The organism is Anaerobranca gottschalkii DSM 13577, assembly GCF_900111575.1.
Classification (GTDB): Bacteria; Bacillota; Proteinivoracia; order Proteinivoracales; family Proteinivoracaceae; genus Anaerobranca; species Anaerobranca gottschalkii.
On the sequence record NZ_FOIF01000046.1, the window covers coordinates 1 to 15200 of the forward strand.

The window sequence follows — 15200 nt, forward strand, 5'->3', positions numbered from 1 at the left end:
TTCAGAAGTAGCAGCTTAAAAATAAATCCACCAATAAAATTAGCTACTTTTATTTGTCATGCCCAAAATTAATATTTCTTTAATAAAAAAAGAACTCAATAGTTATGGTTAACTTCTAAAAAGTCCCACAACTAGCGAGTTCTTTTTATTCATGAGCTAAAATTGTAAAATTAGCTATTTCCCGACAATCCCTTTTTATATTAAATTACATTCCCTTTGACCATTTTACCGGTTTTCTAAAGCCCCAGATCATATAACCCAAAACAAGGCCTAAGGCTAACATTAAAAACATCATTAAAATAGTTACACCGAGGCTTACTTCTCCCTTAAATGAAAAACCTTTATTGCTAATATCTTCTAAAAGGACGAATTTACTCCAATGGTTTACCCTTGTGTGTACTAGTCCTTTTACTTCATCTATCTCTGACTCAACTTTTTCCCACTCTTTGGTATTCTCGTTGTACCAGTATAAAGCTACCCGGTCTATATTTTGGACTAAAGTAGGATCAAAGGTAAGGGATTTTATCACTTCTCCATTAAAATTTTCGATGATTTCACCATCTACCATTAGTTTGAATTCATAGACAGGGCTAAGGACTCTGAAGTTTTCAGAGATTGGAAGATTTAACTTGTTAACTATAATAGTGAAGTTGGTATAATTGGTTATTCCCTTTTCAGCAAAGGTTTTATCAAGTAATTCCCTAGAGATCTTTACAGTTATTCTATCATCTAATAATTGAATATAGTCATCTTTGAAAAAAATAGTCCTAGGTAGTTCAAAGGATTGTTTATTATCAGTTATCTTGAAAGTAGTATCTATTAGCTTTTCTTCTGGTATAGGTAAAACTGTAACTTCAATATTTACTTGATGGCCTCCATCTTCTGAAACACCGGTTATTGTTGCATTTCCTAACCCAACAGCGAAGAAATTACCGTTATCTATTTTAACAATTTTACTATCACTGCTAGACCAATTAACCTTTTTATTAGTGGCATTTTTAGGTGTGAACTGTAACTCTGGAGTGAAGGTATCCCCTAACATAATCTCTATTTTGGAATTAACAGCCTTTATTCCTTGTAATGGCATTTCGCTGACAACTGAAATTTTAAATTCAGCCTTTTTCCCACCATCTTCAGTAGTAACAGTTACAGTAGCTTCCCCTAATGAATTAGCAGTTACTTTACCATTTTGATCAATTGATAAAACAGAAGGATTACTAGAGGCCCAACTTACTTTCTTATTACTAGCATTGGCAGGGGTAATAGCAGCTGTTAACTGTTGGGTTTCACCTATAAGCATTTTAGATTCACCTTGGATACTCACCCCTGTTACCGGTGCCTTAACGGTCACCGTTGCCGTTGCCACCCTATTTCCTGCTAAGGTTCTAGTATTGATTGTAGCTGTCCCTGGACCTACTGCTCTGACATTACCGTTTTGATCGACGGTAGCAACATTTCTATTGGTAGATGACCATTCTACCCTTTTATCAGTGGCATTATTAGGAAAAACAGTAGCAGTTAACCTTTCACTTTCCCCAACATTTAAACTCAAAGAGTTCTTGTTGAGGGTGACCCTTTCAGGTGCAACGTAACGGGAAGTTGTGATACTACCAGGGATTGTAGAAATCCGATTAGATGGAACAGAAACTATACCATCAACACTTAAAACTATATCACTTAATGTTATATTACTACTTCCAGCTCCAATAATTTCAAACTTAAAGGATAAAAGTGTGCCATTTTTATTGATATTGGGTTGAATGGAAGCAGCAGAAACCCTTATACTGCTACCAACTATATTTGATAAAATATTATAACCGGATGATAAGGGCCCGGCACTATGGTAACTACTTCCTTGTAATACTGGTTTTAGTATTGATGAATTATAGTTTAAATTAAATTGATAACCGGAAATACCGTCAACACCAAAACCGGTGAAATTCTCAATATTTATATTAACAGTTATGGTATTACCTACATGACCTTGATTTGGCATAGAAACTCTTAGCCTTCCAGCACTTTGGGCTTCTACTGATAGAGAAAAGGATAAATTAACTAATATTACCCCAATTAATAGTATGTAAAATGTTTGCTTTAACCCTTTCATAAGTCCACCTCTCCTAGTCTAATTTAATTATTTCTTCTCCTATCTTTTTCTCAAATTATATTATTCTACATATAACGACAGAAATCCTTTAATTTAAGTACATAAATTATTTACTTTCTACAAAATATATTAAGGAATATATAGGAAGGAGTTGTTGAAATGTCTAGAAAAACCAATGTAGCCAGTGGCGGTATCCTTGGATGGATAGAAAAGGTAGGTAATAAACTACCGCATCCTATTACCCTTTTCTTTCTATTATCAATACTAACATTAGTCCTTTCCTGGTTTGTCAGTTACCTAGGGGTTTCTGTAATTCATCCAGTGACAGGGGAAACTGTCCAAGCTGTAAACCTTCTTTCTAGGGAGGGTGTTCAATCTGTTTTTAGCAGGGCAGTAAGTAACTTCACCGGTTTTGCACCATTAGGTACTGTTTTAGTGGCAATGTTAGGTGTTGGTGTTGCCGATAGAACTGGATTAATTAAAGCCTTGCTTAAACTCTTGGTTTTAGGGGCACCTGATCGCTTAATAACCGCTGCCGTTGTCTTCGCTGGAATAATGTCCAATGTCGCTTCAGATGCAGGTTATGTAGTGCTAGTACCCTTAGGAGCTATTATCTTTGCTGTTAAGGGAAGACATCCTTTAGCTGGTTTAGCTGCTGCCTTTGCAGGGGTATCGGGAGGATTTAGCGCAAATCTACTTTTATCAACTTTAGATCCTTTGTTAGCCGGTTTAACAGCTGAATCTGCAAGGATCCTTGACCCTAATTACTCAGTGCCACCAACAGTAAATTGGTATTTTATGATCGCATCTACTTTCTTAATAACCCTTGTTGGAACTTGGGTTACTGAAAGGATTATTGCCCCTAGATTAGGGAAGTATGAAGGTGAACATATAGACAATTTAGAATATATTACTAAGGAAGAAAAAAGAGGCTTGTTAAGGGCATTAATAGCTTTACTATTAACTGTAGCTTTCTTTGCCTTCCTAACTGTACCGGAAAATGGTATTTTGCGGAATGAACAAGGTCAGTTAATCCAAGGTGTTACTCCCTTCGTCCAAAGTATGGTTCCAATAATTGCACTGTTGTTCTTCATTCCAGGTATTGCCTTTGGAATTGCTGTAGGAACAGTAAAAGATAACAATGATGTAGCTACTTATTTATCAAAATCCATGGCTGAAATGGGTGGATATATCGCCTTAGCCTTTGTTGCTGGTCAATTTGTAGCTTATTTCAACTGGTCTAACATCGGTACTATTTTAGCGGTATCCGGTGCAGAGTTTTTACAGACTATTAACTTAACTGGTATCCCTTTAATTATTATGTTTGTAATCGTAACAGGTTTTATCAATTTGTTCTTAGGTAGTGCTTCAGCAAAATGGGCTATTATGGCACCGGTTTTTGTTCCATTATTCATGCAACTTGGATATGCTCCAGAGTTTACTCAATTAGCATATCGGATTGGCGATTCAGTAACTAATATAATTTCCCCACTAATGCCCTATTTTGCAATAATTATCGCTTTCGCTGAAAAATATGATAAAAATGTGGGAATTGGAACTTTAATTTCTACAATGTTACCATATTCTATAGCTTTCCTTATAACTTGGACATTAATGTTGATAGTTTGGTTCTACCTCTTACTACCTATAGGTCCTGGGGGAAGTATCTTCCTATAATAATAAAAGCGCCGAAAGGCGCTTTTATATTATTATTTGATTTTTCATTACAAAGTTATAGAAGTCTTTATTGCCATTAGCTCCACAATATATCATAACTGGGATAAGTCCTACAAAAAAAGTAGCTATTATTATCAGAGTCATAAATACTGCTTTTCCTGTCATTCCCTTTTTATAATACCAGAAAACACTTTTGAAGAAAGCATTCCAATTCCATCCACTCTTACGTAAAACCTTCTTTTTACTCCTCATACTAGTCCCCCCCAAAAAAGATCCTATATCTATTATAACTACTAAAGTCCTATTTTACAAGAAAAAAGATTCGACAAGTTCCGACAAAAGTCCTAAAAAGTATCTTTTAAGGGGGACTCGGCCTTTTAATTTATAGTAATTATGTCCTGTACATTTACATTCTGTTCACTAACGCCTTTTTGCAAAATTTGTAAGAGAGGTTTAACTGTATCTAAAGATGTTAGTACTTTAACGGAGGCTTCTACTGCCCTACGGCGAATTCGAAAGCCATCCCGTCCACTGTCTTTCCCTTTTGTTGGTGTATTGATAACTAGATCAACCATTCCACTAGTTATAAAATCTAAAATATTAGGAATTCCTTCATTGATTTTTTTTATTTTTGTAACCTTAATACCATTCTTATTTAAGAACTCCGCTGTCCCTGCTGTTCCATAAATTTCAAAACCTAATTCTGTAAAATTTTTAGCTATCGGAAGAAATTCTTCTTTATCTTGATCTTTCAATGTTACTAAAATCCTCTTATTCTTAAAGGGAAACTCCATCCCTGCTGCCACTATACCTTTAAACATCCCTTCTTCAAAGGTTTTTCCAATACCCAAAACTTCCCCTGTAGACTTCATCTCAGGACCTAAACTCACTTCAGCCATAGGGAGCTTTTCTGTAGAAAATACCGGAACTTTGACAGTGAAGAAGTTCCTTTTAGGATAAATCCCAGTACCATACCCCATATCCTTTAATTTTTCCCCTAACATAACCCTAGTGGCTAATTTCACCACTGGGATATTAGTAACTTTACTAATATATGGTACCGTTCTGCTGGAGCGAGGATTTACTTCAATGACATATAATTCATTCATATATTCCACAAACTGAATATTGATCATTCCCAAAACTTGTAGTTCTTTTGCTATTTTAATTGTATAGTTAAGGATTTTCTCTTCCATTTCCTTTGAAATCCCACCATGGGGATATCTAGTAATACTATCTCCTGAATGTACCCCAGCCCTTTCTAAATGTTCCATAATTCCTGGTATTAAGATATTTTCTCCATCCCATATTCCATCTACTTCCAGTTCCTTGCCCAGTAGATACTGGTCAATCAGAACTGGATTTTTTTTGTCCCTATGAAATGCAGCTTGTAGGTATTTCTTTAGCTCTGATTGATTAGAGGCGATTTCCATCCCCTGTCCCCCTAATACATAAGAGGGCCGAACAAGTAAAGGATAACGGATTTTTTTAGCTTCCTCTAACCCTTCTTCAACACTCCATACCCCTTTTCCCATTGGTTTAGGAAGATTCAGCCTTTCCATCATTTGATCGAACTTTTTCCTGTCTTCAGCAATATCAATTTGTTCTGGTTGTGTTCCTAAAATAGGGATTCCCATCCCACCTAAAAAGTTCGCTAATTTTATCGCCGTTTGTCCCCCGAATTGAAGAATAACTCCATCGGGTCTTTCTTTTTCTATGATATTTAAAACATCTTCTTCTGTCAGAGGTTCAAAGTACAATTTATCGGCAATATTAAAATCTGTACTTACCGTTTCTGGATTATTATTGACCATTATTGTTTCAATACCCAGTTCTTTTAATGCTAAAACACTGTGTACACAACAGTAGTCAAATTCAATACCTTGTCCAATTCTGATGGGACCTGACCCGATGACCATCACCTTTTTCCTTTGGGAAACCTCAACTTCATCCTCTTCATCATATGTGGAATAATAGTAAGGAGATACAGCGACAAATTCACCACCACAGGTATCCACCATTTTATAAACCGGTGTTATTTTGTATTTTTTCCGTAAATTATAAATATCTTGGGGATTTACTCCCATTAACTGGGCGATTCCCTTATCAGAAAACCCTTTTTGTTTTAAAAGTTTAAGTTTATCTGGGAAAAGTTCTTCTAATTTTAGTTCCTTTAAACTCTCTTCTTCAAGGACAATATCTTTAATTTTTTCTAGAAAAAAGATATCTATTCCTGTAATTTCCGAGACTTTATCTACCCTGTAATTCCTTCTAAGAATTTCTGCTATGTGGAATATCCGTAGGTCATCGGGAGTTTTAATTCTTTCTTTAAGTTCTTCTATCGTCAACTCCTTTGAATTTCCCCTTTGGAGGGTATATTGTCCTATTTCAAGGGAGCGTATACCTTTTAAGAAAGCTCCTTCAAAGTTACTGCCAATTGCCATGATTTCTCCCGTTGCCATCATTTTTGTCCCTAAATTCCTACTAACACCTCTAAACTTCTCAAAGGGCCATTTAGGAATTTTTATAACTACGTAATCTAAGGTAGGTTCGAAACAAGCATAAGTTTTACCAGTGACGTCATTAAGTATTTCATCTAATCTATATCCTAAAGCAATTTTAGCTGCTACCTTAGCGATAGGATATCCCGTCGCTTTAGAAGCTAAGGCTGAAGAACGGCTTATCCTAGGATTGATCTCTATTACAACATATTCACTCTTTTGGGGATGTAAAGCAAATTGAACATTACATCCACCTACTACCCCGATTGTATTGATAATATCTATAGCTGCACTTCTTAACATTTGATACTCTTTATCTGACAAGGTTTGGGAAGGAGCTACTACTATACTATCTCCGGTATGGACACCGACAGGATCGATATTTTCCATATTACATACAGTGATACAATTTCCATCTCCATCCCTAATCACTTCATATTCAATTTCCTTCCATCCTTTTATGGACCTTTCTATCAAAACTTGCCCTACTCTACTTAACTGTAATCCTTGGGCTAAAATTTCCTTTAGACTTTCTCTATTTTCTGCTATTCCTCCCCCAGTTCCTCCTAGGGTATAGGCTGGGCGAACAACTACAGGATAGCCAATGGAATCTGCAAATTCCAAACCTTCCTGTATGTCTTTGACAATCTTCCCTTCAACCACCGGTTGGTTAATTTTCTCCATCAGCCCTTGAAATTTTTCCCGATCTTCACCATCTTTAATAGATTGGATAGGAGTGCCAATTACCCGGACATTGTGTTTTTCTAAAATCCCTTTATCATGGAGTTCTACAACTAGATTTAAACCTGTTTGCCCTCCCATTGCCCCTAAAAGGGAATCTGGTTTTTCCTTTTCGATAACTTTTTCCACAAAGGCTGGGGTAAGGGGTTCAATATATACTTTATCTGCTATCTCTTTATCTGTCATAATAGTGGCTGGGTTGCTATTGATTAGGACAACTTCTACTCCCTCTTCCTTTAAAGCTCTACAAGCTTGGGCTCCTCCATAATCAAATTCTGCCCCTTGCCCAATAATGATAGGTCCTGATCCTATTACCAATACTTTCTTTATGCTGTAATCCCTTGGCATTTTTTCCACTCCTTTGTCATTTGGATAAATTGGTCAAAGAGGTAAGCATTTTCCTGTGGCCCCGGTGAAGCTTCAGGGTGAAATTGCACACTAAAAATCGGAAGAAATTTGTGTCTTATCCCTTCTATAGTCTGATCATTTAAATTAATATGGCTCACTAAGACATCTGGGGGGAGGCTGTCCTTTTTAACTACATAACCGTGATTTTGTGAGGTTATACCAATTTTATTTGTAAGTAGATTTTTAACAGGATGATTACAACCCCGATGTCCAAATTTCAACTTTTCCGTATCTCCCCCTAAACTCAAGGCTAACAATTGATGTCCAAGGCAAATTCCAAATATGGGCTTTTTCCCTATAAGTCCTTTAATTGTCTTTAATATTTCCGGTAGATCTTTAGGATCTCCAGGACCATTAGAGAGTAATATACCATCGGGATTAGAATTTAAAATTTCTTCAGCCTTTGAAAAGGCGGGGAAAACGGTAATACTACAACCCCTTTCAGTTAATGTGGATAGTATCGATTTTTTTACACCAAAATCCAACACTGCAATATGCTGCCCGTTTCCTGGGATATTATAGATTTCCTTTGTTGTCACCTGTTCAACTACATTAGTATTTTGAAAGGAATTAAATTTATTTTTTATTTGAGCTGGTGTTAAATCTCTGACTGTGATAATTCCCTTCATAGTACCATAACTACGGATAATTCTAGTAACAGCCCTTGTATCAATTCCTTCAATGGCCATAATACTATGTTGTTTTAGAAAACCTTCTAACTCCATTTCACATGCCCAATGGTTAGGTTTGTTGGCCTTTTCTTTAACAATAAAGCCCTTTACCTTGGGAGAAGATGATTCCATATCATTTAAATTGATACCATAGTTACCTATTAAAGGGTAAGTCATTGTTACAATTTGTCCAGTATAGGAGGGGTCTGTCAATACCTCTTGATAACCGGTCATCCCTGTATTGAATACCACTTCTCCCACCGTTTCTTTTATTGATCCAAATCCTTTACCATAAAAAATAGCTCCATTTTCTAAGATCAATGCTGCTTTCATTTTTTCACCCTTTCTTTAAGTTTTACCTTTAAACCCTTTAATTTAGCCCCATAAAAAAAGAGCAATAGCAAGAAGACTGAATAATCTTCTTTCCATTGCTCTTATTACATCTATTAATTGTAGGCATAGCAAATAAAAGTAGTTTAACATCGTCATTCTCCTTTCTGGCCTCACGGGACCAATTTAAAGGGTATCGGCGTTTTTAATATAGTAGCATAGGTAAAAAATGTTGTCAATATCGATTTATTGGTTTTATTTATCTTTTATTGGTATTTGAATCACATTTCTAGGTGGAAGTTCCCTAGGGACTAGAGTAACATATCTTTGCAAGGCTTGAGGGAGTTTCACTTCTCTCTTTTCATCCCCTAGGTTAAAGATAAAGAGTTCTTTTCCCTGTTCAGTTTTAACTTCTATATAAACCAAGGAGTCTATTACTATTTCTAAAATCTTTGCATTTTTATATTTAAAAGTCGATAAGTATAGGTCTAGCTGTGTTTCATCGTATTCTCCGATGTTGTCAGAGGTGAAGATCAAGCCCCCTAGAAGGATGTTTAAATATAGTAAAACCTTTCTTTCATTTAATGTCATTTTTTGATTTCCTTCTCTGATTATAAAGACATCGGGGTCATTTTTAAAAACCCTGTTGTTAAGCCATCTTCTCCATAAGGTATTTTGTAGGGAGTTTATAGTAGATATCCTTTCTTTATAGTGGATAGCTTTTAAAAATCTATCTTCCCAGGTTAACCCTACATCTGGTCCTATTCGACAATAATCCACTAAATTATAGGAAGAAGATAGGGGAACGCCACAACCTAGAAGTAATTTATCTTTACCACACTCCCTTAAAAATTCCATGGCATCTTGCATCATTTCCCCCTTTGTTTTCCCTTTATATTTTAATAGTGTTACTGCATAGAGGAAATCTAATTTAACCATATCGTAATTCCATTTGTGGAAAACCGTGGAAAATACTTCCCTTAAATATTCCTGAACTTGAGGGTTATAAAAATCTAGGGCGTAGAAAAAGCCTCCCCAAAGGGGGTTAAAACCAGCGACTATTGGCTTTCCTTTTCTATCTTTAGCGACCCAATTATAATGTTTTTGGTAGATTCTAGATTTTTTATTACAAACAAAGGGGGCTATCCAAATACCAGCCTTATAACCTTTTTCTGCGATTTTATCCCTGATGTATTTCATGCCATTGGGAAATTTATCATTAACTTCAAGCCAATCCCCTACCTGTTGTTGGTAACCATCATCTATTTGAAAAATATCAATAGGAACTTTCCCTTTAGAGAAATTTTCTAGATTCTCTAAAATTATTTTTTCTGAGATAGATGTATAGTAATTATACCAACTGGTCCAACCAAAGACCCTTTCTCCTCCCTTTAAAGGATACCCTAAAATATTAAAATAATTAGAGAATACCTCTTCTTCCTTGCCTTCTAAAATAGTAAACTTTAAAGTCAAAATTCCAGAACCTTTAGTTAAACCACAAGCATCTTTGGAAATTCGGATTTTATTTTCTTTAGGGTAATAACTAATTTTGATATAGCCATCCCTTTCCTGTAATCCTCCAAAAAATAGGTAGTTATTCTCCTTTCTCAGATAAGAGTAAGACCAACTATTTAAAGAATTTTTATAATCTGTAAACCGATAATCTCCATAACTTCCTAATAAAAAGTTAAATAAAGGATTTAGGGAAGGATTTTTGTCATAAATACTCCATTCCCTTGTTTCAGTCCAGGTTTGCCAACCATTTAATAAAACTCTATCTTCTTTAGAAAAAGAGTGGGGAATTTCTACATAAAAATCTAAAAGGGTAAATTCTTCATTAAAGGTCAATAGGGCACAGTATTCTTGTAGATCTTTGTCCCCTTTAGTAAAACTCAAACGGAGGATATCAGTGGTAATCCTTTGTCCTAACGATAATTTTTCCCTTTTTACCCTATCTGTATAACGATATACTAAATTTAACTCCATTTTCCTCCCCCCTATTTTAATGGCTCTATTAAAAAGGCCACTTTATACCGTGTATTTTTATGGAGTTTATACTCTTGGTGTAATGCTGCCATACCAGGGAGATCTCCACCAACTCCCCTCTGTTTATGGTCAATATTCAAGGTGATATTAGCTGAAAACTTCAGTTTATGGATGTGGGTAGCTTTTTCCAAGTCTTCTAAGGTAAAAGGCCATCCACTAAAATTTAGGAATTCCCCTGTTTTATCCCAGATTTTAAATCCCTGTCCCCTTTCATCAAAAACCTCTAACCAGCGGACCTCTGTTCTATTGCCATTTTCTTGAGGTCGCATATACAAATGGTATAGCCCGGTTATATCCCCTATATGGACCCCTGTCTTTGCTCCGTGATTTCTATCAATATAATTTTCATGGGGACCTTTACCAAACCATTTAAATCGGTTAAAGTTCCCTTTAATTTCAGTGGTAAATCCTAGGCGGAACATCTCCTTTTTACTTACCAATTCATTACTTATTTCCACAGCACCATTGTTATAAAACTTGTAAACCACTTTATTTTCTTTAAAGTTTTTGTGTTTTAAAGTAAATTCTAGTTGAAGATATCCTAATCCTTTTTGGATATTCCATTCTCTAACTTTGTAGTTATTCCCTGCATCTTTCCAAGAATAATCAACTAATAATTTTTCCAACTTAGGGGCGAAATTAGCTAAACCTTTATCATTATCTGTCAGGGCCCGCCAATAATTTACCTTAATAGGTGAAATTAAAATATTGCCGTCACCATAATCAATAACTTCAATACTTGCTTTTTCGGTATTTACAATAAACTCTTTTTTGGCCTTTTCATTAGTTTGAATATACAATTTGTTTTCCCGTTGGCTATAGATTAAATCTCCAAGATTAGTTTCAGATATCTTAGGTGGTATGTATTGTCCTATGACAAAATCTTCCCAAGCTATTTCGTAGCCTTTAGGGGCCCAAGGGTAGTCTTCCTTTGTTACTAATGAAAAATTGAGAACATACTCTTTTTCTCTTTCAAATTCTAAAGTTTCATAATCTAAAGTTATTTTCAGGCTACTACCCGGTTCAACAGCTAAAGGTAAAACCTCCCCATAAATCAGCTCTTTTTCTCCTTCTGTGATTTTCCACAATAGCCTAAAATTATTTAAATTGGTGAAGGAGAATTTATTCTTGATAAGGAAAGTCCCCTTTAGCAAGTCTATAGCTGATATTTTAATATTTTGATACCCTTTTTTTACTTCATATATGGATGGATGGGGGGTTCTATCCCCTCCAACTATTCCGTTGGCACAAAAATATCTATGACTCTTTTCTTCTCCAAAATCACCGCCGTAGAGCCACTTTTCCCCTTCTTCATCCTTGACCCTTATGGATTGGTCGACAAAATCCCATATAAATCCCCCTGCCATATTAGGGTATTTATCGAAGACTTCCATGTATTTATGAAAATTACCTAAACTATTTTCCATTGCATGGGCATATTCACAAACTACTACTGGCTTTCCCCTGTATTGTTCTGGTTTTAAAGGTTTATTGTCAGCTGCCAATTTATTCATAATGTTTTCAAAAAAACATACTTTAATTTCTTGGTAATTCCCTAATTTTTCTAGATATTCGGGGGTTGGATACATTCTAGATAGTACATCACTTACCGAGATATCATAATCACCTTCGTAGTGGAAGGGACGGGTTTGGTCTAGTTTTAATGCTGCCTCTTTCATTTTTTTGAAGTTACTGCCATAGCCAGCCTCATTTCCCAGTGACCACATAATAATAGAGGGGTGGTTTCGGTTAGTCAGTACCATCCGTTCCATCCGATCAACAACAGCTTCAGTCCATAGTGGATTATCTCCAGGGACATTTTTCCTTCTGACAGCATGGGTTTCTAAATCTGCTTCATCCATGACGTAAAAACCCAATTGATCGCAGAGGTCATAAAATATTTTAGGGTTTGGATAATGGCTGGTTCTAATAGCATTGATGTTATTTTGCTTCATAATGTATAAATCTTGATAATACCTCTCAATAGGAACTGCCCATCCAAAGTCGGGATCAAAATCATGGCGGTTAACACCTTTCAATTTTATAGGTTGACCATTGATTAAGATTTTTTCATCTTTGATTTGGATTACCCTAAAACCTATTTGGGTATTCTTAACTTCAAGGATTTCCCCATCTTGGGATTTTAAAACAAATGTTAGACGATACAAATTAGGTTGTTCTGCATTCCATTTAAGGGGATTTTTTACAAAAAAGGCTGTTTGTAGCTGGGGATTTGAGATGTTTTTCTCCGTTAACAGTAACTCTTTATCTCCGTCGGGGAGTTTTTGTAAATATACATCTAGCTCTAAATCCTCTATCCCTTCCCCTTGAAGGTAAAGATCTAGGATTACTTGACCATCGATGTAGTTTGGGTCTAGTTTTGTTTGAACATAAAAATCAAAGATGCTCCTTCTATTTTGGCAATGTAGGTAGACGTCTCGGAATATCCCACTGAAAAACCACATATCTTGATCTTCTAGGTAAGTTCCATCGGAGTAACGGTACACAATTACTGTGATGTCATTTTCACCTTTTTTTAGATACTCAGTAATATCAAATTCAGCGGGAGTCATTGATCCTTGGGAATAACCTACCCGTTGGTTATTGATATAGAGGTGGAAAGCTGATTTAACTCCACCAAAAAAGATGTAAACCCTTTTATCTTCCCAAACTTGGGGTAATTCAAAGGTCTTATAATATACCCCTACTTCATTATTTTTGGGGTCTATTGAAGGTATTTTCCATTTTGCCTTACTAATCCCTGGTGGATAGTCAAAGGCTAAATAGTAGGGAATACCATAACCTTTAAGTTGCCAAACACTGGGAACATCTAGATCATCCCAAGTTTCTTTATTTTTGTCTAATAGGTAAGTGCTTTCATTAAAGTTTCGTAGATCCTTTTTCCATTTAAATTTCCACTTACCATTTAATAAAAGTTTATTCCTTTCATTAAAGGTATCGGCATCCTCTAGGGAATTATAGCTAATACTAGGAGTACGGGCAGGCAGTTTATTCTTTCCAAAAACCTTCGGATTTTCCCAATCTTTCATCTCCTCACCCCTTATCCTTTAAGTTGTGTTAGTATTTTACTGTATTCTTGTTCTGTTAAATCGTAATTAAATAAAGGTAGTAAGGCTAATAAGCAAATTAAGCCGGGAACTAAAGTAAAGAATAAATGGATAATATCTAGGGTAGCCTTTGTTTGTGCTACTTCTGGTACATAGCCGGAAATATGGAGGGTTGCAGCTCCTAAGGCTCCACCGATAGCGGAAGCCAGTTTTGTTTTAAAGATATTGGTAGAAAATACCATTCCTTCCGCCCGATTCCCTGTCTTCCATTGGCCGTATTCAACACAATCTGCCAACATAGAAGTCATAGCAATATTAGAGCTTCCCATGGCAATTGCCCCAAGGATATTCCAGATAAAGATGTATACTAAACTACTGTAGCCAGTAAAGAACATGCCAACTGAAGTTAAGGCAGTTATTAGGACTGAATAAAAGGCCAGGTTTTTCTTTCCATATTTTTTAGCAAGGATAGGTGTAATTACAGCACCAACTATGTTCATCAATAGGTACAACCCTAAAAAGATTGGTATTGCATCTTCAGAATTTAAGTTATATCTCAAATAATAATAGGTTAAAGTTAATCTTACGGCATTTAATCCTTCTACAATTATCATTGAGTAAATTAACATCCGGAGGGGTTTGTTGGCTAAGAACAAATTAATTACATCTTTAATACTTTGTCTTTTTTCCCTTTTAACAACTACCCTTTCTTGGACAAAGAAGAAGGTAATTAAAGTAAATACAACTGCAAAAATAGCATAAATTACCGCTACCGTAGTCCAACTTCCTAAAGCTTTTACCAATGGCAATGTCAATACATTAACTACTAAAAAACCTATCATGGCAAAGGTCCTAGGAACCATGACAACTTTATTTCGTTCAACGGGATTTTGGGTTATTGCCGCTGACATTGACCAATAAGGGATGTCCATAGCTGTAAAACTCATACCCCATAAAATATAGGTGATGTATGCATAAATTACTTTACCTTTATCACTCAATTGGGGATTATAAAAACAGAGGATAGTGAAAACTGCCATGACAAAGGGTACATACAACAAATAGGGTCTAAAACGGCCCCACCTTGTGTTAGTGTTATCCACTATAATCCCCATTATTGGGTCATTAAGGCCATCCCAAATTCTAGCTATTAAGTACATAATAGCAATAATACCAGCACCTATACCGAAGACATCGGTATAAAAGACCAATAAATATGTGGTAATAAAGGCATAGATGATATTATTTCCTAAACTTCCCATACCATAGGCTAATACTTGAAAATTAGAAACTTTTTTTTCTTCCATAAAAACCCCTCCCTATTTTACACCGTATTGTAAAACTTTTTTTATATAAAAGTAGCTTAAACAACCTTTATTTATAGCTTTTTACAAAAAACAACTTGCCACCCCCTTAATCTTCGTTCATAATTGAGGTACACACACCAAATAAACAAAGAAAGAAAGGAGTGACAAGTTGTTACCTCAATTTATAACATATTGTTTAGAAATAATCAAGCAGCAAAATGAAATTATCTGTACTTTAATTACTTTGCTTATTAAAAAGAGTGTGTTTAATAAACCTTCAAAGGAACCAGTTAATAAACCATATAGGAAACTTCAGGTGGATGAGCTCCCTGTAGTTGAGAAGT

The 15200-nt window shown here is 35.5% G+C and carries 8 protein-coding genes; 1 reads left to right on the plus strand and 7 read right to left on the minus strand.

Annotated elements, in window-relative coordinates; all coding sequences use genetic code 11:
• Positions 1-205: 205 nt before the first annotated feature.
• Positions 206-2107 (minus strand): Ig-like domain-containing protein, encoded by a 1902-nt coding sequence (locus tag BMX60_RS09410; protein WP_091351227.1) that lies wholly within the window; start codon positions 2105-2107, stop codon positions 206-208.
• A 159-nt stretch (positions 2108-2266) separates the two neighbouring features.
• Here BMX60_RS09410 and BMX60_RS09415 point away from each other — a divergent pair, with 159 nt between their 5' ends.
• Positions 2267-3784: an AbgT family transporter gene (locus tag BMX60_RS09415; protein WP_091351228.1), complete on the plus strand. Its 1518-nt coding sequence runs from the start codon at positions 2267-2269 to the stop codon at positions 3782-3784.
• Positions 3785-3808: 24 nt separating this feature from the next.
• Here the strand turns inward: BMX60_RS09415 and BMX60_RS09420 are convergent, their stop codons facing one another.
• The 6 genes from BMX60_RS09420 to BMX60_RS09445 all read right to left on the minus strand — a co-directional run bounded on the left by BMX60_RS09420 (position 3809) and on the right by BMX60_RS09445 (position 14856).
• Entirely contained in the window at positions 3809-4036 is a 228-nt protein-coding gene (locus tag BMX60_RS09420; RefSeq protein WP_091351229.1) for a hypothetical protein, read from the minus strand.
• Positions 4037-4161: 125 nt separating this feature from the next.
• Positions 4162-7374 carry a carbamoyl-phosphate synthase large subunit gene (gene carB, locus BMX60_RS09425; protein WP_091351230.1) on the minus strand — a complete coding sequence of 1071 codons (3213 nt, stop codon included), beginning with the start codon at positions 7372-7374 and terminating at the stop codon, positions 4162-4164.
• Positions 7353-8438 carry a carbamoyl phosphate synthase small subunit gene (locus BMX60_RS09430; RefSeq protein ID WP_091351231.1) on the minus strand — a complete coding sequence of 362 codons (1086 nt, stop codon included), beginning with the start codon at positions 8436-8438 and terminating at the stop codon, positions 7353-7355. The genes carB and BMX60_RS09430 overlap by 22 nt, the downstream gene beginning before the upstream one ends.
• Before the next feature lie 252 nt (positions 8439-8690).
• Positions 8691-10421 carry a glycoside hydrolase family 36 protein gene (locus BMX60_RS09435; protein WP_091351232.1) on the minus strand — a complete coding sequence of 577 codons (1731 nt, stop codon included), beginning with the start codon at positions 10419-10421 and terminating at the stop codon, positions 8691-8693.
• Between the two features lie 11 nt (positions 10422-10432).
• Positions 10433-13531 carry a glycoside hydrolase family 2 TIM barrel-domain containing protein gene (locus tag BMX60_RS09440; protein ID WP_091351233.1) on the minus strand — a complete coding sequence of 1033 codons (3099 nt, stop codon included), beginning with the start codon at positions 13529-13531 and terminating at the stop codon, positions 10433-10435.
• Positions 13532-13542: 11 nt separating this feature from the next.
• The gene (locus BMX60_RS09445; protein ID WP_091351234.1) at positions 13543-14856 is read right to left on the minus strand and encodes a glycoside-pentoside-hexuronide (GPH):cation symporter; all 1314 of its coding nucleotides are present in this window, start codon (positions 14854-14856) and stop codon (positions 13543-13545) included.
• Positions 14857-15200 lie beyond the last annotated feature (344 nt).

Coding starts and splice junctions, on each gene's coding strand:
- BMX60_RS09410 (WP_091351227.1), bottom strand. CDS start 2,107: ATGAAAGGGTTAAAGCAAACATTTTACATACTATTAATTGGGGTAATA.
- BMX60_RS09415 (WP_091351228.1), top strand. CDS start 2,267: ATGTCTAGAAAAACCAATGTAGCCAGTGGCGGTATCCTTGGATGGATA.
- BMX60_RS09420 (WP_091351229.1), bottom strand. CDS start 4,036: ATGAGGAGTAAAAAGAAGGTTTTACGTAAGAGTGGATGGAATTGGAAT.
- carB (WP_091351230.1), bottom strand. CDS start 7,374: ATGCCAAGGGATTACAGCATAAAGAAAGTATTGGTAATAGGATCAGGA.
- BMX60_RS09430 (WP_091351231.1), bottom strand. CDS start 8,438: ATGAAAGCAGCATTGATCTTAGAAAATGGAGCTATTTTTTATGGTAAA.
- BMX60_RS09435 (WP_091351232.1), bottom strand. CDS start 10,421: ATGGAGTTAAATTTAGTATATCGTTATACAGATAGGGTAAAAAGGGAA.
- BMX60_RS09440 (WP_091351233.1), bottom strand. CDS start 13,531: ATGAAAGATTGGGAAAATCCGAAGGTTTTTGGAAAGAATAAACTGCCT.
- BMX60_RS09445 (WP_091351234.1), bottom strand. CDS start 14,856: ATGGAAGAAAAAAAAGTTTCTAATTTTCAAGTATTAGCCTATGGTATG.